The sequence below is a fragment of the uncultured Modestobacter sp. genome (genome assembly GCF_947486615.1).
Classification (GTDB): domain Bacteria; phylum Actinomycetota; class Actinomycetes; order Mycobacteriales; family Geodermatophilaceae; genus Modestobacter.
The window spans coordinates 79,108-99,667 of record NZ_CANKUD010000003.1 but is presented as its reverse complement, the minus strand read 5'-3'; the positions used below and the strand labels follow the sequence as shown (position 1 = coordinate 99,667).

The following is a 20,560-nucleotide window of genomic DNA, read 5'->3' as shown; positions in this document are numbered from 1 at the left end:
CGCTCAGTAGATGGCGGTGAGGCCGCGGGCGCGGGCGTTGCGCAGCGCGGTGAACACGTGCGAGCGGATCAGGTCGGCGGCCGGCTCCGGGAGCGCGGTGAAGCGCAGCGACCACTCGTGCAGGTTGTCCTGCCGCGGCCGGCGGCGCACTAGTGCCACCTCGGTGACGAGCTGGTCGGAGTAGAGGTCGAGGTGCAGCGCCAGCGGCTGGCCGCGCTTGGGGAACGGCACACCGACGCCCAGGTCGCCGTGCGGGCGGAAGACGGCGAGCAGGCCGCCCTCGCTGAGGTCCACGGTGCTGCCGACCAGGGTGGTGCGGTCCCAGGAGAGGGTGACCGACAGCCCGATGGGCGCCCGGACGGCGTCGCGGCGCTGGATCCGGCTGGCCGGCCCGGTGAGCTTGACCTTCCAGGTCCCGTCGTCGGCCACGGCGACGGCCTCCGCCGGCACCGAGCGCAGGCCGTCGTCGGACTGCCAGGACAGCTCGAGCATGTCCCGCTCGACGAAGGGAGCGGTCTCGCCGACGCCGTTGCGCGGGGAGCTGATGAAGAGGAAGGAGTCGGTCTCGCGCCGGACCCGGGCGGTGAGCGCCTCGTCCTGGCCCAGCGGCATCACGCTGAGCGCCGTGGAGGCGACCGGGTGGTCGACGTTGGGCTGTCCCGCGACCATCTCTCCGTGCCTCCGACCTGCTCGGCGACCGCCCGGTGGCGGTCGTGTCCGGCCCCATCATCGGCCGGACGGAGTGGTTCTCCAGTGCAACCGTGCAGGTGGATGACCCGTTGGGATGACCCCGGCGGCGGAGGGCTGGGCGACCGGCGTCGAGTTGTGCACGACCGTTCGGCTTCCCGGCGTGGTGTCGGCAGCCGTTCGGCAGCCGGTACCCTCATCGGCGTGTCCCAGGTGGTCGTCGACGTCGTCCTGAAGCCAGAGATCTCCGACCCCCAGGGGCAGGCCGTCCTCGGCGCCCTCGGGCGCCTCGGTCACACCGGGGTGCGCAGCGTCCGTCAGGGCAAGCACTTCGTGCTCGAGGTCGACGGCGAACCCGACGAGGCCGAGCTGCGCCAGATCGCCGAGACGCTGCTGGCCAACCCCGTCATCGAGGACGTCGAGCTGCACCTGCCCGCTCGCACCACCGACTGAGAGAGACCCAGTGCGCATCGGTGTCATCACCTTCCCGGGTTCCCTGGACGACGTCGACGCCGCACGCGCCGTGCGGCTCGCCGGCGCCGAGCCCGTCGCCCTCTGGCACGGCGACCACGACCTGAAGGACGTCGACGCCGTCGTCCTGCCGGGCGGGTTCTCCTACGGCGACTACCTGCGCGCCGGTGCCATCGCCGCGCGCTCGCCGCTCATGGCCGACGTCGTGGCCGCGGCGCACGGCGGCCTGCCGGTGCTGGGCATCTGCAACGGCTTCCAGGTGCTCTGCGAGGCCGGCCTGCTGCCCGGGGCGCTGACCCGCAACAGCCACCTGCACTTCCGCAACCGCGACCAGGGCCTGCTCGTCGAGCGCGCCGACACCGCGTGGACGACGTCGTTCCAGCAGGGCCAGCAGATCGTCGTCCCGGTGAAGAACGGCGAGGGCCGCTACGTCGCCGCCGACGCCGACCTGGACCGGCTGGAGGGCGAGGGCCGGGTGGTGGTGCGCTACGTCGGTGGCAACCCGAACGGCAGCTCGCGCGACATCGCCGGCGTCACCAGTGCCGACGGCCGGGTGGTCGGGCTGATGCCGCACCCGGAGCACGCGGTCGAGGCCCTCACCGGGCCCTCGGTCGACGGTCTGGGCTTCTTCACCTCCGTGCTGACCGCGATGGTCGCCGCGTGAGCGCCGACGTGACGTCGACCCCGCACGCCGCCGACGGCCCGGCCGACGCCGCCGTCCGGTCGATGCCCGACCTGGACACCGTCGAGCGCGCCGCACGCACGCCGGACACCGCGCAGCCCTTCGCCGAGCTGGGGCTCAAGGACGACGAGTACGCCTCCATCAGGGACATCCTCGGCCGCCGGCCGACCACCGCCGAGCTGGCGATGTACTCGGTCATGTGGAGCGAGCACTGCTCCTACAAGTCCTCCAAGGTGCACCTGCGCCGCTTCGGCGACCTGCCGAAGAGCGACGCACTGCTGGTCGGCATGGGCGAGAACGCCGGCGTCGTCGACGTCGGCGAGGGCTACGCGGTCACCTTCAAGGTCGAGTCGCACAACCACCCCAGCTACGTGGAGCCCTACCAGGGCGCGGCCACCGGGGTCGGTGGCATCGTCCGCGACATCCTCACCATGGGCGCCCGGCCGATCGCGGTCATGGACTCGCTGCGCTTCGGCGCCGCCGACGCCCCCGACACCGCCCGGGTGCTGCCCGGCGTGGTCGCCGGGGTCGGCGGCTACGGCAACTGCCTGGGGCTGCCCAACATCGGCGGCGAGCTGCTCTTCGACGAGACCTACGCCGGCAACCCGCTGGTCAACGCCCTGTGCGTCGGCGTGCTGCGGCACGAGGAGCTGCAGCTGGCCAAGGCCGAAGGCGTCGGCAACAAGGTGGTGCTCTTCGGGGCCCGCACCGGCGGCGACGGCATCGGCGGCGTCTCGGTGCTGGCCAGCGAGACCTTCGACGCCGAGGGCCCGGCCAAGCGCCCCGCCGTGCAGGTCGGTGACCCGTTCACCGAGAAGCTGCTGATCGAGGCCTGCCTGGAGATCTTCGCCGCCGGCCTGGTCACCGGCATCCAGGACCTCGGCGGCGCCGGCATCTCCTGTGCCACCAGCGAGCTGGCCGCGGCCGGGTCCGGCGGCATGGCGATCGACCTGGACGCCGTCCCGCTGCGCGACTCCACGCTCACCCCCGCCGAGATCCTGATGAGCGAGTCGCAGGAGCGGATGTGCGCGATCGTCGAGCCGGGCAAGGTCGAGGCCTTCCTCGCCGTCTGCGCCAAGTGGGACGTGCTGGCCACCGTCATCGGTGAGGTCACCGACGGCGAGCGGCTGACCATCGACTGGCACGGCGAGCGGATCGTCGACGTCCCGCCGCGCACCGTCGCCCTGGAGGGACCGCGCTACGAGCGCCCGATGGCCCGCCCGGCCGACCTGGACGCACTGCAGGCCGACGCCCCGCCGTCGTCTTCGACCGACCTGCGGGCCGACTGGCTGGCGATCGTCTCCAGCCCGGACGGCGCGGACAAGAGCTGGGTCACCGAGCAGTACGACCGCTACGTGCGCGGCAACACCGTGCTCGCCCAGCCCGAGGACTCCGGCGTGCTGCGGATCGACGAGTCCAGCAACCTGGGTATCGCGCTGTCCCTGGACGGCAACGCCCGCTTCGCCCGGCTGGACCCCTACACCGGCGCGCAGCTGAACCTGGCCGAGGCCTACCGCAACGTCGCCGTCTCCGGGGCGAAGCCGCTGGCGGTGACGAACTGCCTGAACTTCGGCTCCCCGGAGAACCCCGAGGTGATGTGGCAGTTCGCCGAGGCCGTCCGCGGCCTGGCCGACGGCTGCCGCGAGCTGGGCCTGCCGGTCACCGGCGGCAACGTGAGCCTCTACAACCAGACCGGTGACGTCGCGATCAACCCGACGCCGGTCATCGGCGTCCTGGGCGTGCACGCCGACGTCACCCGCCGGGTGCCCACCGGCTGGCGGGCCGCTGAGGAGTCCGTGCTGCTGCTGGGCGAGTCCCGTGCGGAGTTCGGTGGGTCGGCGTGGGCCGCGGTCGTCCACGGCCACCTGGGCGGGCTGCCGCCCCGGCTGGACCTGGTCGCCGAGCGGTCCCTGGGCGAGCTGCTGGCGGGACTGTCGGCCGACGGGCTGGTCAGCTCCGCGCACGACCTGGCCGACGGCGGCCTGGCCCAGGCGCTGACCGAGTCGGCGCTGCGGTACGGCACCGGCGCCCGGCTGAGCGTGCCCGGTGACCCGACGGCGGCGCTGTTCGGCGAGTCCGTGGCCCGCGTCGTGGTCACCACGACCGACCCGGCGGCGGTGCGTGCCGCCGCCGAGGCCGCGGGCGTGCCGGTCACCGAGCTCGGCACGACGGGTGGCGACGCCCTGGTGCTGGACGGTCTGCTGGAGCTGCCGCTGGACGAGCTGCGGGCGGCCTGGACGGCGACCCTGCCGGCGCTGTTCGGCAGCCCGGAGGTCGCGGTGGGCACCGTGCCGGTGGGCACCGTCCCGACCAGCTGACGTGGCCGGCGTCCCGCCGATCTCCGCCGAGGACCTGCGGGCCGCCGTGGCCCCCACGGCGGCCTGGCTGGCGGGGGAGGGTGAGCAGCCCTCCCGCGCGGTGCTGGGGGCTGCGGTGAAGACCTCGGCCCGCTGGCTGGCCCAGTTCGTGCCCGGCCGTTCGGTCGAGGTGCGGGTGCCGCCGTTCGTCGCCGTCCAGTGCATCCCCGGGCCGCGGCACACCCGCGGCACCCCGCCCAACGTCATCGAGACCGACGCCGCGACCTGGCTGCGGCTGGCGACCGGGGCGCTCTCCTGGGCCGATGCGGTCGCCGCGGGGCGGGTCAGCGCCAGCGGCAACCGTGCCGACCTCTCCGAGCACCTGCCGCTGCGCCCGCTCTCCTCGCGCCCCTCCGGGCCGCACCGCGGCCAGGGGCCGTCCCCCGGCTGAGCCGAGCCGCTTCCTCCGCTCCTCACGGGAGCCGCCGGCCGCAACTCCTCCCGGAGACGGCCTCCGGCCGGGATCCCGTGCGTGGAACGACAGCACCCCCTCTGCCAGGTGGCAGAGGGGGCGCTGTGGTTGGTGCGGGCTGGGTCAGCCGGTGAACAGCGAGCTGGCCGTGCGGATGGTCTGCACCAGTCCGTAGGCCAGCGGGAGGCCCACCAGGGCCCAGGCGAAGGCGACGAGACCGGTCGGCGTGCTGCTCTTCTCGCTCATCGTGCGGTGCTCCGTTCGGGGTCAGCGTGGGCGGTGGCGGGGTTGGTGGCGTGCGGCTGGTGCCACTTGGCCGCCACCGGCTTGACCAGCAGGTTGGCGACGAAGCCGACGGCCAGCAGGCCGACCATGATGAACAGCGCGGGCCGGTAGTCGGCGGCGACGAGCTCGCCGACGGTGCCCCGGGAGTCCAGGACGCCGTTGACGATCAGCGGTCCGGCGATGCCGGCGGCGGCCCAGGCGGTCAGCAGCCGGCCGTGGATGGCGCCGACCTGGTAGGTGCCGAAGAGGTCACGCAGGTAGGCCGGGATGGTCGCGAAGCCACCACCGTAGAAGCTGATGATGATCGCGGCGAGGACGACGAACAGCCAGACCGCGCTGCTGCCGACGGTGGCCAGCAGGACGTAGAGCACCAGGCCCACGCCCAGGTACACCATGTAGATGCCCTTGCGGCCGATGAAGTCCGACGTGGACGACCACACGAAGCGGCCACCCATGTTGAACAGCGACAGCAGGCCGACGAAGCCACCGGCGGTGGCCGCGGCGACGGCGGAGGTGCCGCCCTCGCGGAAGAAGTCCTGGATCATGCCGCTGGCCTGCTCGAGGATGCCGATGCCGGCGGTCACGTTGCAGAACAGCACGGTCCACAGCAGCCAGAACTGCGGGGTCTTGATGGCGTTGGCGGCCGAGACGCTCTCGGTGGTGACCAGGGCCTTCTGCTTGACCGTCGAGGGGTCGAAGCCGGTGGGCTTCCAGTCATCGGCCGGGACGCGGACGATGAAGGCGCCGAACATCATGAAGACCAGGTAGGCCAGGCCGAGGGTGAGGAACAGGCCGGCGACCGAGTTGCCGCTGGGGGTGGTGCCGACCGTGCCGTCGTAGGCCGGGTCGTACCAGTTCATCAGCTGGCGGGACAGCGGCGAGGCGATGAGCGCCCCACCACCGAAGCCCATGATCGCCATGCCGGTGGCCAGGCCCGGACGGTCCGGGAACCACTTGATCAGCGTGGAGACCGGCGAGATGTAGCCGATGCCCAGGCCGATGCCGCCGATGACGCCGTAGCCGAGGTAGACCAGCCACAGCTGCTCGGTCGCGATGCCCAGCGAACCCACGAGGAAGCCGGCCGACCAGAAGCAGGCGGCGGTGAACATGGCGGCACGGGGGCCGTTGCGGTCGACCCAGGTGCCGAAGACGGCGGCCGAGAGGCCCAGCATGACGATGGCGATGGAGAAGATGACGCCGATCGCGGTCAGGGTCGAGTCGAAGTGCGAGACGAGCGCGGCCTTGTAGACGCTGGTGGCGTAGGCCTGGCCGATGCACAGGTGCACGGCGAGTGCTGCCGGGGGGATGAGCCATCGGTTGAACCCGGGCTTCGCGATGATGCGCTCCCGGGCCAGGAAGCTGGGTACTGCCACGGAGACCTCCGAGGTGACGTGACGGCGCGGCCGGTCGGACGAGCCAGCCGCGCGAGACACACTCCTTGTGACCTCCGTCGCGACCGCAGGGACGGTACGACGCGCCGAGCACATCAGGACGTCGTTCGCCCTCATCCGGGTGAGGACGAGACCAATTCGTTGCAGACGCAACCACCAGGCTCCCGGCCAGTGGGCGCGACGGGCGCCCATCGGGCCGCCGTCCCTAGGCTGACGGCATGCCGTACGAGGTCAAGGGCGTCGTCGCCCTGAGCAAGGGTGCCCCGGTCACCATCGAGACGATCATCGTCCCCGACCCGGGGCCGGGAGAGGCCGTCGTCGACGTCCAGGCGTGCGGGGTCTGCCACACCGACCTGCACTACCGCGAGGGAGGGATCAACGACGAGTTCCCGTTCCTGCTGGGGCACGAGGCGGCCGGTGTCGTCTCCGCGGTCGGCGAGGGCGTCACCAACGTGGCGGTCGGCGACTACGTGGTGCTGAACTGGCGGGCGGTCTGCGGCGAGTGCCGGGCCTGCACCGCCGGCAAGCCCTGGTACTGCTTCGACACCCACAACGCCGCGCAGAAGATGACGCTGGCCGACGGCACCGAGCTGTCCCCGGCGCTGGGCATCGGCGCGTTCGTGGAGAAGACGCTGGTGCACTCCGGGCAGTGCACCAAGGTCGACCCGGCCGCCCCGCCGACGGCCGCGGGCCTGCTCGGCTGCGGCGTGATGGCCGGCGTCGGGGCGGCGATCAACACCGGCGGGGTCACCCGCGGCAACTCGGTGGCCGTCTTCGGCTGCGGCGGCGTGGGTGACGCGGCGATCGCCGGCTCCAAGCTGGCCGGCGCCACCACGATCATCGCCGTCGACATCGACGACCGGAAGCTGGAGTGGGCCCGCGGCATGGGCGCCACCCACACGGTCAACTCGAAGGAGACCGACCCGGTCGCCCGGATCCGCGAGCTGACCGGCGGCTTCGGCGTCGACGTCGCCATCGACGCGGTCGGCCACCCCGCCGTCTACGAGCAGGCCTTCTACTCCCGCGACCTGGCCGGCACCGTCGTCCTGGTCGGGGTGCCCAACCCGACGATGACGATCGAGCTGCCGATGATCGAGGTCTTCGGCCGCGGTGGGGCGCTCAAGTCCTCCTGGTACGGCGACTGCCTGCCCTCCCGGGACTTCCCGATGCTGATCGACCTCTACCTGCAGGGTCGCTTCGACCTGGATGCGTTCGTCTCCGAGACGATCAGCCTGGATGCGGTCGAGCAGGCCTTCGAGAAGATGCATGCCGGTGAGGTCCTGCGCTCCGTCGTGGTGTTCGACGAGTGACCGCGGTGACGACGTGCGAGCGAGCATCGCAGGGAGCGCCGGCGACCGAGGAGCGGAACGAGTGCGGAGTCGAGCGATGAGCGCAGCCCGGATCGAGAAGGCCGTCGTCAGCGGCGTGTTCAGCCTCGACGGGCAGGACTTCGACGTCGACAACAACGTCTGGCTGGTCGGGGACGACGACGAGGTGCTGGTCGTCGACGCCCCGCACCGGGTCGAGCCGATCGTCGAGGCGATCGGCGGACGGCGGGTGACCGCGATCGTGCTCACCCACGGCCACAACGACCACCTCACCGCAGCCGTCGCGCTGCGGGAGGCCACCGCCGCGCCGATCTGGCTCAACCCGGCCGACCGGATGCTGTGGGACGTCGTCCACCCCGACACCGCACCGGACCGCGACCTGGTCGACGGGACCCGGTTCACCGTCGCCGGTGTCACGGTGGAGGCGCTGCACACCCCCGGGCACTCGCCGGGCAGCACCTGCCTGCACGCGGCCGACCTGCGCACCGTCTTCACCGGCGACACGCTCTTCTGCGGTGGGCCCGGGGCCACCGGCCGGTCCTTCAGCGACAAGCCGACCATCCTGCAGTCCATCCGCAGCCGGCTGATGTCACTGCACGGCGACACCGTGGTGCACACCGGGCACGGCGACGACACCACGATCGACGCCGAGCTGGGCAACATCGCCTGACGGAGGACCTCGTCCCTCGGGAAGGACCCCGCTCTCGGTCACCGCGCGCACGCCCGCAGTGAGCCTCGGAGCGGGGCCACCCGGGCTCGGGGCGAGTTCCTGGGCGGGGCCGGGCGGTCCCGGCCGCTGAGCTGCCGTTTCGGACGGCGCCGTCCCCACCCGAGTGATCGGTCCCACCCGGGCGGGGACGGCGCAGCCGGTACTCTCTGGGGGTGCCTCGCGGTGACGGACGGCTGACGCACGACCTCGACCCCCATTCCCCTGGTCCCCAGGACGCCTGTGGCGTCTTCGGGGTCTGGGCCCCGGGGGAGGAGGTCGCGAAGCTGACCTACTTCGGCCTGTACGCCCTCCAGCACCGCGGTCAGGAGGCGGCCGGCATCGCGGTGTCCGACGGCTCCTCCGTCGTGGTCTACAAGGACATGGGCCTGGTCAGCCAGGTCTTCGACGAGCCGACGCTGGGCAGCCTGCGCGGCCACATCGCCGTGGGCCACGCCCGTTACTCCACCACCGGCGCCTCCACCTGGGAGAACGCCCAGCCGACCTTCCGCACCACGGGTGCCGGCACCGGCCTGGCGCTCTGTCACAACGGCAACCTGGTGAACACCGCCGAGCTGGCCAGCGCCGCGGCCGACGAGGGCGTGGCCGGGGCGTTCGTCGCGACCAACGACTCCGACCTGGTCACCTCGCTGATCGCGGCCAAGCCCGACGTGTCGGTCGAGGCGGCGGCGATGGAGGTGCTCCCGCGGCTGCGGGGCGCGTTCAGCTTCACCTTCATGGACGAGCACACGCTGTACGCCGCCCGCGACCCGCAGGGCGTGCGGCCGCTGGTGCTCGGCCGGCTCGAGCGGGGCTGGGTGGTGGCCAGCGAGACGGCCGCACTGGACATCTGCGGCGCCTCGTTCGTCCGTGAGGTCGAGCCCGGTGAGCTGATCGCCATCGACGAGGACGGCCTGCGCAGCCAGCACTTCGCGCCCGCCGACCCCAAGGGCTGCGTCTTCGAGTACGTCTACCTGGCCCGGCCCGACACCACGATCGCCGGCCGTGGCGTGCACGCCGCCCGGGTGGAGATCGGCCGCCGGCTGGCCAAGGAGCACCCGGTCGAGGCCGACCTGGTCATCCCGGTGCCCGAGTCCGGCACGCCCGCCGCGGTCGGCTACGCCGAGGCATCCGGCATCCCCTACGGCCTGGGCCTGGTGAAGAACTCCTACGTGGGGCGCACCTTCATCCAGCCCAGCCAGACGATCCGCCAGCTGGGCATCCGGCTGAAGCTCAACCCGCTGCGCGACGTCATCCGCGGCAAGCGTCTGGTCGTCGTGGACGACTCGATCGTCCGTGGCAACACCCAGCGCGCGCTGATCCGGATGCTCCGCGAGGCCGGCGCGCTCGAGGTGCACGTGCGGATCGCCTCGCCGCCGGTCAAGTGGCCCTGCTTCTACGGCATCGACTTCGCCAGCCGGGCCGAGCTGGTGGCCAACGGCCTGGACGTCGACGGGGTGCGCGCCTCGATCAACGCCGACTCGCTGGGCTACGTCTCCGAGCAGGGGCTGATCGCCGCCACCGAGCAGCCGGCCAACCGGCTGTGCACCGCCTGCTTCACCGGGGAGTACCCGATCCCGCTGGCCGAGCCGGAGGTGCTGGGCAAGCACGTGCTGGAGGGCATCGGCCGCCGGGCGCTGGAGCCCGCGGCCGCGGTCACCGGCTGGACCGGTCAGCAGGCCGGCAGCCCCTCGCTGCCCGGCGGCGCCGACGACGCGCTGAGCCGGCCGTGAGCGGCGAGTACACCTACGCCGCCGCCGGCGTCGACATCGACGCCGGTGAGCGCGCCGTCACCCTGATGCGCACGGCGGTGGAGAAGACCAACCGCCCCGAGGTCGTCGGCGGCCTCGGCGGTTTCGCCGGCCTCTTCGCCCTCGACACGGCGAAGTACCGCAAGCCGCTGCTCGCCTCCTCCACCGACGGCGTGGGCACCAAGATCGCCCTGGCCCGGGCGCTGGACCGGCACGACACCGTCGGCATCGACCTGGTCGCCATGGTCGTCGACGACCTGGTCGCCTGCGGCGCCGAGCCGCTCTTCCTGCAGGACTACGTGGCCTGCGGCCGCGTGGTGCCGGAGCGGATCGCCGCCATCGTCACCGGCATCGCCGCCGGCTGCACCCAGGCCGGTGCCGCGCTGGTCGGCGGCGAGACCGCCGAGCACGGCGACCTGATGGACCCCGACGAGTACGACCTGGCCGCCACCGCGGTGGGCGTGGTCGAGGCCGACTCGGTGCTCGGCCCCGAGCGGGTCCGGGACGGCGACGCGGTCATCGCGATGGCGTCCTCGGGGTTCCACTCCAACGGCTACTCGCTGGTGCGCCGGGTCGTGGACCGCGCCGGGCTCGACCTCACCGCCACCCCCGCCGGGCTGACCCGGCCGCTGGGCGAGGAGCTGCTCGAGCCGACCCGCATCTACGCGCTGGACTGCCTGGCCCTGGTCGAGGCCCTCGGCGTGGAGACGGTGCACGCCTACGCGCACATCACCGGCGGCGGGCTGGCCGGCAACACCGCGCGTGTCGTGCCGGCCGGCCTGGAGGCCGTCCTGGACCGCGGCAGCTGGGCACTGCCCCCGGCCGTCCGGCTGCTGGAGGAGCACGGTGTGCCGCGGGCGGAGTCCGAGCGGGCCTTCAACTGCGGCGTGGGCATGATCGCCGCCGTCGCCCCGGAGCACGCCGACCGGGCGGTCGCGCTGCTGACCGAGCGCGGGGTGCCCGCGTGGGTGGCCGGCACGATCGGTGCCGCGGACGGCCCGGCCGCCGACGGCGCGGACCGTGCCCGGCTGGTGGGCACCTACCGCTGAACCGGCAGCAGCCCCGCACCTGACCCGGAGGTCGGTGCGGGGCTGACGCCGTTCTGAGTGCACACGCAGGACGACGCCGCGGCACCCGGAGGTGTCATGGCGTCGTCCTCGAACGAGTTACCGGGCCCGGGGGCTCAGCTGGTCAACGGCTGGCAGCCCAGTCGTCGTCCTCGTCGTCCTGTGACCAAGCACCGGCATACGGCTCTTCCTCGTCGTCGTCCTTCGGCCCCCGGGAGGGGAACGATGACGGCTGACCAGCGAGCTCGCGCTGCAAGGCCGTGAGGTCGGTGTTGGGTGAGCTGTACTTGAGCTCACGGGCCACGCGTGTCTGCTTGGCCTTCGCTCGGCCGCGCCCCATGGCTCGACCCCCTCGTGACGGAGTTCGGGTCGCCCAGCACTGGGCTGGACGGCCCGTGTGGCGACCCCGACTGAGTGACTGTGTCCTGGGCCGAGCTTACGACACGGATCGGTCACGGGCACGCGTCCCACCCCCCAGCCCCCTCATCCGGAGGTGTTCCGTGACCGGGGTCTCAGTCAGGAGGCGGTCGGAGGCCCGTCGTGGCGGGCTTCAGCGGGGCAGCCGGATGGTCGCCAGCCGGCCGACGGAACGCATCCGCTCCTCGGCGAGCCGGTCGGCGGCGACCGCCGGGGAGACCCCCTCGGCGTCGGCGGCGGCGAACACCCGGAGCGCCACGTCGAAGATCGAGGTGGCCTTCGACTCGGCCCGGGCGAAGGAGAAGCCGTGCCGCTCGTCCTCGACCTGGATGACCCCGCCGGCGTTCACCAGGTAGTCGGGGGCGTACAGCACGCCACGGTCGACCAGCTGCTGCGCCGTCCCCTCGTGGGCCAGCTGGTTGTTGGCCCCGCCGCAGACGATCTGAGCGGGCAGGGCGGCGACCGTCTCGTCGTCCAGGGCGCCACCGAGGGCGCACGGGGCGTAGACGTCGTGCGGGGTGCGCACCAGGGTCTCGGTGTCGGCGACCGCGGTCACCTGCGGGTGGCGGGCGCGCACCCGCGCCACGGCGCCGGGATCGACGTCGGTGACCAGGACCGACGCGCCGTCGGCGACCAGCCGGTCGACCAGCCAGCTGCCGACCTTGCCCACCCCGGCCACCGCGACCGTGCGACCGGCCAGCGTGGGGGCGCCCCAGCGGTGCTGGGCGGCGGCGCGCATGCCCTGGAAGACGCCGAAGGCGGTGAGCACCGAGGAGTCGCCGCAGCCGCCGAACGCCTCGGAGCGGCCGTGCGCGAACCGGGTCTCCCGGGCGACGACGTCCAGGTCGGCGTTGTAGGTGCCCACGTCGCAGGCGGTCAGGTAGCGGCCGCCCAGGCTCTCCACGAACCGGCCGTAGGCCCGCAGCAGCGCCTCGGTCTTGTCGGTGCGCGGGTCGCCGATGATCACCGCCTTGCCGCCGCCCAGGTCCAGGCCGGCCAGGCTGTTCTTGTAGGCCATCGCCCTGGAGAGCGCGAGCGCGTCGGCGACCGCGGCCTCCTCGGAGGCGTAGGGGAAGAAGCGGGTGCCGCCCAGCGCCGGCCCGAGCGCGGTGGAGTACACCGCGATCACCGCGCGCAGCCCCGACTCCGGGTCGGAGCAGAAGACGACCTGTTCATGCCCGGAGGCCATCACGTCCACGACGGCAGCCTAGGCGCGCGGCCGCCGACCCACGCGCGCGTGCGCCCGCGCGGGGCCGGGCCCGGACCAGGAGGGGGCTGCCGGACAACGAGCTGGTGTCGATCGGGAGGTCAGTGCCGTGTCCGGCGGCGCGAGCGGGCATGATCAGGGGCTGACGACAGGCGCCGGCGCACCCTGGTGCCGCAGACTCCCCCCGACGTCCCGAGTCCAGGGGCGCGGGGGAGCAGGACCAGCGGGGCAGTGCTGCGCCGCCACACAGGAGCGACGACATTGAGGAACTGGCACACCATGGCTCGACCCACCCGGCTGCTCGCACTCGCCCTGGCGGCCCCCCTGCTGCTCGTGGGCTGCTCCACCGAGAACTCCGGGGGCGGCGAGGCGGACAGCGGTGGCGACAGTGGTGGCACCTCGGCGTCGGGTGACCTCGACTTCGCCGTCGTCACCCACGGCTCGGCCGGGGACGCGTTCTGGGACGTCGTGCAGAACGGCGCGCAGGCCGCCGGCGAGGACCTGGGGGTCGGGGTCGACTACCAGAGCGACGGCGACCCGCAGCGGCAGTCGCAGCTGATCGAGGCCGCGGTGAACCAGGACGTCGACGGCATCGTCGTCTCGATGGCCAACCCCGACGCCCTGCAGGACTCCATCTCCGCCGCGGTCGACTCCGGCATCCCGGTGGTCACCATCAACTCCGGCGCCGCCCAGTCGACCGAGTTCGGCGCGATCGGCCACGTCGGCCAGGACGAGACGGTCGCCGGCGTGGGCGCCGGGCAGCGGCTGGCCGCCGACGGTGCGCAGAACGTGCTGTGCGTGGTGCACGAGGCCGGCAACATCGGCCTGGAGCAGCGCTGCGCGGGTGCTTCGCAGGGGCTGGGCACCGACGTCCGGCTGCTGCAGGTGGACGTCAACGCCCTGCAGTCCGCGCAGTCGACGATCACCTCGCAGCTGCAGAGCGACGACTCGATCGACGCGGTGCTCACGCTGAACTCCGCGGTGGCCTCGGTCGCGGCGGCCGCCGCCTCCGACGCCGGCGCCGACGTCGAGATCGCCACCTTCGACCTCAACGGCGACGTCATCTCCGCCATCCAGGACGGCACGGTCTCCTTCGCGGTCGACCAGCAGCAGTTCGAGCAGGGCTACCTGCCGATCGTCATGCTCAAGCTGTACGCGGAGAACCTGAACACCGTCGGCGGCGGCCAGGCGGTGCTCACCGGTCCGGGGATCGTCGACAGCGAGAACGTCGACGAGATCGCCGAGCTCGCATCGGCGGGGACCCGCTGAGCGCCACCAGCCAGGCACCGGCCGACCGGACGGCGCGCGCCGACGAGCGGGTCGCCTCCGTCGGCCTCGGGCGACGGCTGCTGGTCAAGCCGGAGATCGGGTCGCTGATCGGGGCGATCGCCATCCTGGCGTTCTTCTCCGCCCAGTCCGACGTCTTCCGCTCGCTGAGCGGGGTGGCGAACTGGCTGGACGTCGCCTCGACGCTGGGGATCATGGCGGTCGCCGTCGCGCTGCTGATGATCGGCGGTCACTTCGACCTCTCCGCGGGCGTGATGACCGGCACGACCGCGCTGACGGTCGGGGTCGTCGCGGTCGAGCTCGGGCAGAACATCTGGGTCGCGATCGCCGCGGCCCTGGTGCTGGCGCTGGCGATCGGCTTCCTCAACGGCTGGCTGGTGACCCGCACCGGCCTGCCCAGCTTCATCATCACGCTGGGCACCTTCCTGATGCTGCAGGGGCTGAACCTGGGGCTGACCAAGCTGTTCACCGGCACCGTCCAGGTGCGTGGCCTGGCCGACGTGCCCGGTTACCACTCCGCCGAGCTGGTGCTGGCCTCCACGATCAGCGTCTTCGGGCAGCCCTTCCGGATCGCCATCGTCTGGTGGCTGCTGCTCACCGCGGTGGCCAGCTGGGTGCTGCTGCGCACCCGGTTCGGCAACTGGGTCTTCGCCACCGGCGGCGACGAGGTGGCCAGCCGCAACGTCGGCGTCCCGGCCCGGCGCACCACGATCGCGCTGTTCATGACCACCGCCGGGGCCGCCTGGCTGGTCGGCTCGATCACCGCCGTCCGGCTGACCTCGGTGCAGGCGAACACCGGCACCGGGCAGGAGCTGATCTACATCGTCGCGGCGGTGATCGGCGGCTGCCTGCTGACCGGTGGCTTCGGCTCGGCGGTCGGCGCCGCGCTCGGGGCACTGATCTTCGGCATGACCCAGCAGGGGATCGTCTACCTGAACTGGGACGCCGACTGGTTCTACTTCTTCCTCGGGGCGATGCTGCTGCTCGCGGTGCTCACCAACCAGCTGGTGCGCCGCTACGCCGAGGCGGCCCGGCGATGACCGGCGCGACCCGCGCCGGCCGGGAGCGCGGGACCACCGACAGCGGGGCGCCACTGCTGGAGCTGCGCGGCATCGGCAAGGACTTCGGCTCGGTGATCGCCCTGGACGGCATCTCCACCGCCGTCCGCGCCGGCGAGGTGACCTGCGTGCTCGGGGACAACGGCGCCGGGAAGTCCACGCTGATCAAGGTGCTGGCCGGGGTGCACCGGCCCACCCGCGGCCAGCTCCTGCTGGACGGTTCACCGGTGGAGTTCGGTGCGCCGCGGGACGCGCTGGACGCCGGGATCGCCACGGTCTACCAGGACCTGGCGATGATCCCGCTGATGGCGATCTGGCGGAACTTCTTCCTGGGTTCGGAGCCGACCACCGGCTGGGGCCCGTTCCGGCGATTCGACGCGACCACCGCCAGGGACGTCACCCGGCGTGAGCTGGCCGCGATGGGGATCGACATCCGCGACCCCGACCAGCCGGTCGGCACCCTCTCCGGCGGGGAGCGGCAGTCGGTGGCGATCGCCCGGGCGGTGCACTTCGGCGCCCGGGTGCTGATCCTGGACGAGCCGACCTCCGCGCTGGGGGTGAAGCAGGCCGGGGTGGTGCTGCGCTACATCGCGCAGGCGCGGGACCGGGGGCTGGGCGTCGTCTTCATCACCCACAACCCGCATCACGCCCACCCGGTCGGCGATCGGTTCCTGCTGCTCAACCGAGGACGCAGCATGGGCGACTTCGCCAAGGGCGAGCTGACCCGCGAGCAGCTGACCGAGATGATGGCCGGCGGCGACGAGCTGACCGAGCTCGCCGAGGAACTGGAGCGTCCGCCGGGCGACGGATGATCACGCGGCGTGATCTGGAGATCGCGCCGCGTGTTGTCTTTGGGACTGGTGGTGCAGGTGCGACCCTCAAGGTGCTCACCCCTCCATCCCCTTCTCCAGGGAGCGACCATGTCGCAGCCTCCGCTGCGCCCGACCCGGGGGCTCGCCGTGCGGGCCACGGGACGCCCGCGCCGGCGGCGCACCTCCCGGCTGGCGTCGGCGACGCTGGCCACGGTGGTGGCCGCCGTGCTGCTCGGCGCGGGCGGTGGGACAGCGCTGGCCGACCCGGAGAACCCGAGCGACGAGCAGATCACCGGCGCGCAGGCGGCGCAGGACGCCGCGGCCGCCGAGGTGGGTCGGATCGCCGCGCTGGTCGCCGAGACGGAGTCCCGGCTGCAGCAGGTCCAGTGGCAGGCCGAGGCCGCCGGCACCGCCTACCTGATCGCCGAGGAGGCGCGGCTGGCCGCCCAGACCGCGGCCGACCAGGCCGCGGCGCAGCTGCAGGCGGCGACCGACGCCGTCGTCGCGGCCCAGGCCCGGATCGCGGACTACTCCCGGGACACCTACAAGAACAGCGGTGACCTGCCTCGCGGGATGGCCCTGCTGGACGCCGAGGGCCCGTCCGAGCTGGTGCAGAAGGCCGCCCTGCTCGCCTACGTCGGCGACCACCAGGTCGACGTCCTCGACGCGCTGGAGTCCGCGCAGGTGCAGCAGGCCACCGCCGAGGCGGCGGCACGGTCGGCCCGCGACCAGGCGGCCGGTGCCGAGGCGGCCGCCGCGGCGGCGAAGGCCGAGGCGGACGCCCAGCTGGCCGGTCAGCAGGCGGCCCTCGACGAGGTGGCGGCGCAGAAGGCGCAGCTGGACCAGCAGCTGCAGGAGGCCCAGGTGGCCCTGCTCGAGCTGCAGGGGGCGCGCAACGCCTACCAGACCTGGCTGGCCCAGAAGGCGGCCGAGGAGGAGGCGGCCCGGGTAGCCGAGGAACAGGCCCGCGCCGCGGCCGCCGCGGCAGCCCGCGAGGAGGCCGCGACCGCCGACCCCGGCGGCGCGGGATACGTGCGCCCGGCGATCGGCCGCACCAGCAGCTGCTACGGCGCCCGCTGGGGCGTCACCCACTACGGCGTCGACATCGCCGCCCCGATCGGCACGCCGATCTACGCCGCCACCTCCGGTCTGGTGATGCGCGCCGGCCCGGCCACCGGCTTCGGGCTGGCGGTCTACATCCGCGGCGACGACGGTGCGGTCACCGTCTACGGCCACGTGAACACCTACGCCGTCCGCGCCGGTGAGCGGGTCTCGGCCGGCGAGCAGATCGCCGAGGTGGGCAACCGCGGCCAGTCGACCGGGCCGCACCTGCACTTCGAGGTGCACCCGGGCGGGGCGATGTACGGCGGGCAAATCGACCCGGTGCCCTGGTTGGGCTCCCGCGGGATCAACATCAGCGGCTGCTGACGCGACGACGGCCCGGCACCTCCGCGCGGAGGTGCCGGGCCGTCGTCCGTTGCCGGGGCGGGTCAGCTGGTCGGGCTGGCGGCTGCTCCCGGGCAGTTGGTCGTCACGTACTGCTCCACCTCGCCCTGGGCGGCGGCGGTCTCGGTGGTGGTCGCCTCGTACTGCTGCTGGAACTCGGCCAGCCCCTCCGGGGTGGTCAGGTCGTTGCTGCCGGCGCTGTCGGCCAGGTCGCCGAGCGAGGCGGAGAAGGTCGTCCACGCCTCCTCGACCTCCGCCGGCGGGTCGACCGACTCGAAGGCGTCGGTGGCCTGCTGCAGCAGGGCCGGCAGCTGGGCCGGGTCGCTGGCCCCCTCGAAGGTCGTGTTGAGCTCGGTGAAGACCGTCTCGGCCTGGCTGCAGAACGCCTGCACGTCCTCGTCGCTGGAGCCGGCGCTCGACCCGGCGTCCGAGCCGGACCCGGGCGTGCTCGAGCCGGCGGCGGCGGAGCTGGAGCCCGCGGCCGACGTCGTGCTGGCGGCCGACTCCTCGGAGTCGCCGCCGCAGCCGGTCAGCAGGACGAGGGCCGCGGCGGCGGAGACCCCTGGGGCGAGGGCGTGGGGGAGGCGCATGGGTCCACGCTAACTGCCGGGGGCGGACGGCCGGACGGCTGCGGGGGGACGGCGAGGTGACCGGCCGGGGACACGCGGGCGGCGGCCGGGGCGGATACCGTCGCGCGGGTGAGCGCCCCCGTCGACCCGCGGACCGGCTGGGACCTGCCCGCACCGGGTGACATGGCGCGGGTGGCGCAGCCCGAGCCCCTGGTCACCCGGGTGCTCGCGCCCAACCCCTCGCCGATGACCCTGGACGGCACCAACACCCACCTGGTGGGCGAGCCCGGCTCCGGTCAGGTCGTGGTCGTCGACCCCGGGCCCGACGACCCGGCGCACCTGGCCGCCGTCGAGGCCGCCGCCGCCGCACGCGGTGCCCGGGTGGTCGCCGTGCTGGTCACCCACCACCACGGCGACCACGCGGAGGCCGCGCTGCCCTGGGGCCGCCGGTTCGGTGCCCCGGTGGCCGCGGCCAGCGTGCAGGTCGCCGGGCCCGGCGGGCGGCTGCTGCAGCCGGGGGAGACGCTGCGGCTGGCCGGCACCACCCTGGACGTCGTCCCCACCCCGGGGCACACCGCCGACCACCTGGCGTTCCGGCTGGCCTCCGGCGCGGTGCTGGTCGGTGACCACGTGCTGGGCCGTGGCACCTCGGTGGTCACCCACCCGGAGGGCGACGTGCTGGCCTACCTGGAGTCGCTGCGCCGGGTGCACGACCTGGGGCCCTCGGCGCTGTACTGCGGTCACGGTCCGGAGCTGACCGAGGACCCGGCCGCGGTGCTGCGCTTCTACCTGGACCACCGGGCGCACCGGGAGCAGCAGCTGCTCGAGCTCCTGGCCGGCGGGCCGCGGACGGTGGACGAGCTGGTCGCCACGGTCTACGCGGCGGTGCCGCGCAGCGTGTGGCCGGCCGCCGCCCAGTCGACGCGGGCGACGCTGGCCAAGCTGGGGGCCGAGGGCCGGGTCGAGGTCGAGGGCGACCGGGTGCGCCGTGCCTGACCGCCGGACGGCGCGGTGACCACCGCCGGGTGGGACGTCGTGGTCGTCGGCGCCGGGTCGTCGGGGTGCCCGCTGGCCGCCCGGCTGGTCGACGCCGGGCGCCGGGTGCTGCTGCTGGAGGCCGGCGCCGACCACCGCCGTCCCGAGGACTTCCCGGCGGTGCTCCGGGACGCCGCCACGATGGGCGCGGCCACCCCGGGGCACCCGGCGAACTGGGAGCTGACCGGCGAGCTCACCGACGAGCTGCGCTGGCCGGTGCCGCGCGGCCGGGTGCTGGGCGGGTCGAGCGCGCTCAACGGCACGTACTTCATCCGGGCCACCCGGGCCGACCTGGACGGCTGGGCCGCCGCGGGCAACGACCTGTGGTCCGCCGATGCGCTGCTGCCCGCCTTCCGCCGGTGCGAGGCCGACGCGGACTTCGGCCACGAGCCCGGGCACGGCGCGGCCGGCCCGCTGCCGGTCACCCGGGTGCACCGGCCGCACCCGGTGACCGACGCGTTCGCCGGTGCCTGCGACGCGCTGGGCTTCCCGGCCGAACCGGACAAGAACGGTGACGCCCCGCCGGGGCACGGGCCGGTGCCCTTCACCGTGGCCGACGGGGTGCGGGTGAACACCGCGATGGCCTACCTGTCCCCGCGCCGGGACGCACCCGGGCTGACCGTGCGCGGCGGGGTCCGGGTGACCCGGGTGCTGGTGGAGCGCGGCCGGGCGGTCGGGGTGCAGACCGACCACGGGCCGGTGTACGCCGGTGAGGTGGTGCTCGCCGCCGGGGCGGTGGGCTCGCCGCACCTGCTGCTGCTGTCCGGGATCGGCCCGGCCGACCAGCTGCGCTCGGCGGGGGTCGAGGTCGTGTCGGACGTGCCCGGGGTGGGGCGGGACTTCACCGACCACCCGGACGTCTACCTCACCTGGCGGCCCGCCCGGCGCACCCCGATGCCGCGGGACCTGCTGCCGCTGGCCACCGCGCTGAACACCGCCGACCACCTCGAGGTCATGCCGTGGCTCAAGCCGTTCAGCCGGGTGATGCTGTCCCGCACCGCGGGGCGCTCGGGCGCGGTCGACCTGCTGCGTCGCCCGCGGGCGACGGTGCGCGCGCTGCGCGGCGCCTCCCCGGCCCGGTTGCTGGAGACCGCCCGCCGGCGCGACGACCTCTACCTCGCCGTCGCCCTGCAGCAGGAGGAGAGCCGCGGCGAGATCAGCCTGGCCAGCGCCGACCCGCTGGTCCAGCCGCGGATCCGCTACCACTACCTGACCGCGGCGGCGGACCGGGAGCGGCTGCGCGCCGGCGTCCGGCTGGCCGCCGAGCTGCTGCGCACCCCGGCGTTCGCCCCGCTCGTCGCCGAGCGCACCGGGCTGCCCGACGACGTCCTGGCCGCGGACGGCGAGCTGGACCGCTGGGTCCGGACGCACCTGGCCACCGCCGTCCACCTGGCCGGCAGTGCCCGGATGGGGCCGGCGTCGGACCCCGGCGCCGTGGTCGACCAGCACCTGCGGGTACGCGGGGTCGAGGGCCTGCGGGTGGTGGACACCTCGGTGCTGCCCCGGGTGCCGTCCCGGGGGCCCGCGGCGACCGCGGTGGCCGTCGGCGAGCGGGCGGCCGAGCTGATGACCGGCGGGTGAGCGGTGACCGG

At 73.9% G+C, this 20,560-nt stretch carries 20 protein-coding genes; 14 read left to right on the top strand and 6 right to left on the bottom strand.

Annotated features, from left to right (window positions below; genetic code table 11):
- Positions 1-3: 3 nt before the first annotated feature.
- Positions 4-669, bottom strand: coding sequence for a PilZ domain-containing protein (locus Q1A09_RS06665; RefSeq protein WP_299952779.1), 666 nt, complete (start codon positions 667-669; stop codon positions 4-6).
- A 222-nt stretch (positions 670-891) separates the two neighbouring features.
- On the opposite strand from Q1A09_RS06665, the gene purS reads away from it, so the two are divergent.
- Genes purS through Q1A09_RS06645 form a run of 4 tightly spaced genes read left to right on the top strand, consistent with a single transcriptional unit; the run spans position 892 to position 4,588 of the window.
- The gene (gene purS / locus Q1A09_RS06660; RefSeq protein WP_036336369.1) at positions 892-1,140 is read left to right on the top strand and encodes a phosphoribosylformylglycinamidine synthase subunit PurS; all 249 of its coding nucleotides are present in this window, start codon (positions 892-894) and stop codon (positions 1,138-1,140) included.
- A 10-nt stretch (positions 1,141-1,150) separates the two neighbouring features.
- Positions 1,151-1,822 (top strand): phosphoribosylformylglycinamidine synthase subunit PurQ, encoded by a 672-nt coding sequence (purQ, locus tag Q1A09_RS06655; RefSeq protein WP_299952772.1) that lies wholly within the window; start codon positions 1,151-1,153, stop codon positions 1,820-1,822.
- Entirely contained in the window at positions 1,819-4,158 is a 2,340-nt protein-coding gene (purL, locus tag Q1A09_RS06650) for a phosphoribosylformylglycinamidine synthase subunit PurL (RefSeq protein WP_299952770.1), read from the top strand. Before purQ ends, purL begins: the two co-directional genes overlap by 4 nt.
- A 1-nt stretch (position 4,159) precedes the next feature.
- Positions 4,160-4,588 carry a sterol carrier family protein gene (locus Q1A09_RS06645; protein WP_299952767.1) on the top strand — a complete coding sequence of 143 codons (429 nt, stop codon included), beginning with the start codon at positions 4,160-4,162 and terminating at the stop codon, positions 4,586-4,588.
- 144 nt (positions 4,589-4,732) lie between these two features.
- Here the strand turns inward: Q1A09_RS06645 and Q1A09_RS06640 are convergent, their stop codons facing one another.
- Positions 4,733-4,855 carry a hypothetical protein gene (locus Q1A09_RS06640; protein ID WP_299952765.1) on the bottom strand — a complete coding sequence of 41 codons (123 nt, stop codon included), beginning with the start codon at positions 4,853-4,855 and terminating at the stop codon, positions 4,733-4,735.
- Positions 4,852-6,267: an OFA family MFS transporter gene (locus Q1A09_RS06635; protein WP_299952764.1), complete on the bottom strand. Its 1,416-nt coding sequence runs from the start codon at positions 6,265-6,267 to the stop codon at positions 4,852-4,854. The genes Q1A09_RS06640 and Q1A09_RS06635 overlap by 4 nt, the downstream gene beginning before the upstream one ends.
- 236 nt (positions 6,268-6,503) lie before the next feature.
- On the opposite strand from Q1A09_RS06635, the gene Q1A09_RS06630 reads away from it, so the two are divergent.
- The 4 genes from Q1A09_RS06630 to purM all read left to right on the top strand — a co-directional run bounded on the left by Q1A09_RS06630 (position 6,504) and on the right by purM (position 11,119).
- Positions 6,504-7,595: an S-(hydroxymethyl)mycothiol dehydrogenase gene (locus tag Q1A09_RS06630; RefSeq protein WP_299952762.1), complete on the top strand. Its 1,092-nt coding sequence runs from the start codon at positions 6,504-6,506 to the stop codon at positions 7,593-7,595.
- A 76-nt stretch (positions 7,596-7,671) separates the two neighbouring features.
- The gene (locus tag Q1A09_RS06625; protein ID WP_299952760.1) at positions 7,672-8,283 is read left to right on the top strand and encodes an MBL fold metallo-hydrolase; all 612 of its coding nucleotides are present in this window, start codon (positions 7,672-7,674) and stop codon (positions 8,281-8,283) included.
- A gap of 212 nt (positions 8,284-8,495) precedes the next feature.
- Positions 8,496-10,052 (top strand): amidophosphoribosyltransferase, encoded by a 1,557-nt coding sequence (purF, locus tag Q1A09_RS06620; RefSeq protein WP_299952758.1) that lies wholly within the window; start codon positions 8,496-8,498, stop codon positions 10,050-10,052.
- Complete coding sequence (gene purM / locus Q1A09_RS06615; protein ID WP_299952756.1) at positions 10,049-11,119, top strand: phosphoribosylformylglycinamidine cyclo-ligase; 1,071 nt, start codon at positions 10,049-10,051, stop codon at positions 11,117-11,119. The genes purF and purM overlap by 4 nt, the downstream gene beginning before the upstream one ends.
- A 142-nt stretch (positions 11,120-11,261) precedes the next feature.
- Here the strand turns inward: purM and Q1A09_RS06610 are convergent, their stop codons facing one another.
- Together Q1A09_RS06610 and Q1A09_RS06605 are read right to left on the bottom strand one after the other, a co-directional pair.
- Positions 11,262-11,477 (bottom strand): DUF3073 domain-containing protein, encoded by a 216-nt coding sequence (locus tag Q1A09_RS06610; protein ID WP_299952754.1) that lies wholly within the window; start codon positions 11,475-11,477, stop codon positions 11,262-11,264.
- 210 nt (positions 11,478-11,687) lie between these two features.
- Complete coding sequence (locus tag Q1A09_RS06605; protein ID WP_299953597.1) at positions 11,688-12,743, bottom strand: Glu/Leu/Phe/Val dehydrogenase; 1,056 nt, start codon at positions 12,741-12,743, stop codon at positions 11,688-11,690.
- Between the two features lie 297 nt (positions 12,744-13,040).
- Between Q1A09_RS06605 and Q1A09_RS06600 the strand changes: the two genes are divergently transcribed.
- The 4 genes from Q1A09_RS06600 (at position 13,041) to Q1A09_RS06585 (ending at position 17,346) form a co-directional block, all read left to right on the top strand.
- Positions 13,041-14,030, top strand: a complete 990-nt coding sequence (locus Q1A09_RS06600) for a substrate-binding domain-containing protein (RefSeq protein ID WP_299952752.1) — start codon at positions 13,041-13,043, stop codon at positions 14,028-14,030.
- Between the two features lie 173 nt (positions 14,031-14,203).
- Entirely contained in the window at positions 14,204-15,088 is an 885-nt protein-coding gene (locus Q1A09_RS06595; protein ID WP_299952749.1) for an ABC transporter permease, read from the top strand.
- Complete coding sequence (locus Q1A09_RS06590) at positions 15,085-15,918, top strand: ATP-binding cassette domain-containing protein (RefSeq protein WP_299952747.1); 834 nt, start codon at positions 15,085-15,087, stop codon at positions 15,916-15,918. Before Q1A09_RS06595 ends, Q1A09_RS06590 begins: the two co-directional genes overlap by 4 nt.
- A 108-nt stretch (positions 15,919-16,026) precedes the next feature.
- Positions 16,027-17,346, top strand: coding sequence for a peptidoglycan DD-metalloendopeptidase family protein (locus Q1A09_RS06585; RefSeq protein ID WP_299952745.1), 1,320 nt, complete (start codon positions 16,027-16,029; stop codon positions 17,344-17,346).
- A gap of 62 nt (positions 17,347-17,408) precedes the next feature.
- Here Q1A09_RS06585 and Q1A09_RS06580 read toward each other — a convergent pair whose 3' ends face one another.
- Complete coding sequence (locus tag Q1A09_RS06580; protein ID WP_299952744.1) at positions 17,409-17,954, bottom strand: hypothetical protein; 546 nt, start codon at positions 17,952-17,954, stop codon at positions 17,409-17,411.
- Positions 17,955-18,062: 108 nt separating this feature from the next.
- Between Q1A09_RS06580 and Q1A09_RS06575 the strand changes: the two genes are divergently transcribed.
- Positions 18,063-18,929, top strand: coding sequence for an MBL fold metallo-hydrolase (locus tag Q1A09_RS06575; protein ID WP_299952742.1), 867 nt, complete (start codon positions 18,063-18,065; stop codon positions 18,927-18,929).
- A gap of 15 nt (positions 18,930-18,944) precedes the next feature.
- On the top strand, positions 18,945-20,549 hold the full coding sequence (locus tag Q1A09_RS06570) for a GMC family oxidoreductase (protein ID WP_299952739.1): 1,605 nt from the start codon (positions 18,945-18,947) through the stop codon (positions 20,547-20,549).
- Positions 20,550-20,560 lie beyond the last annotated feature (11 nt).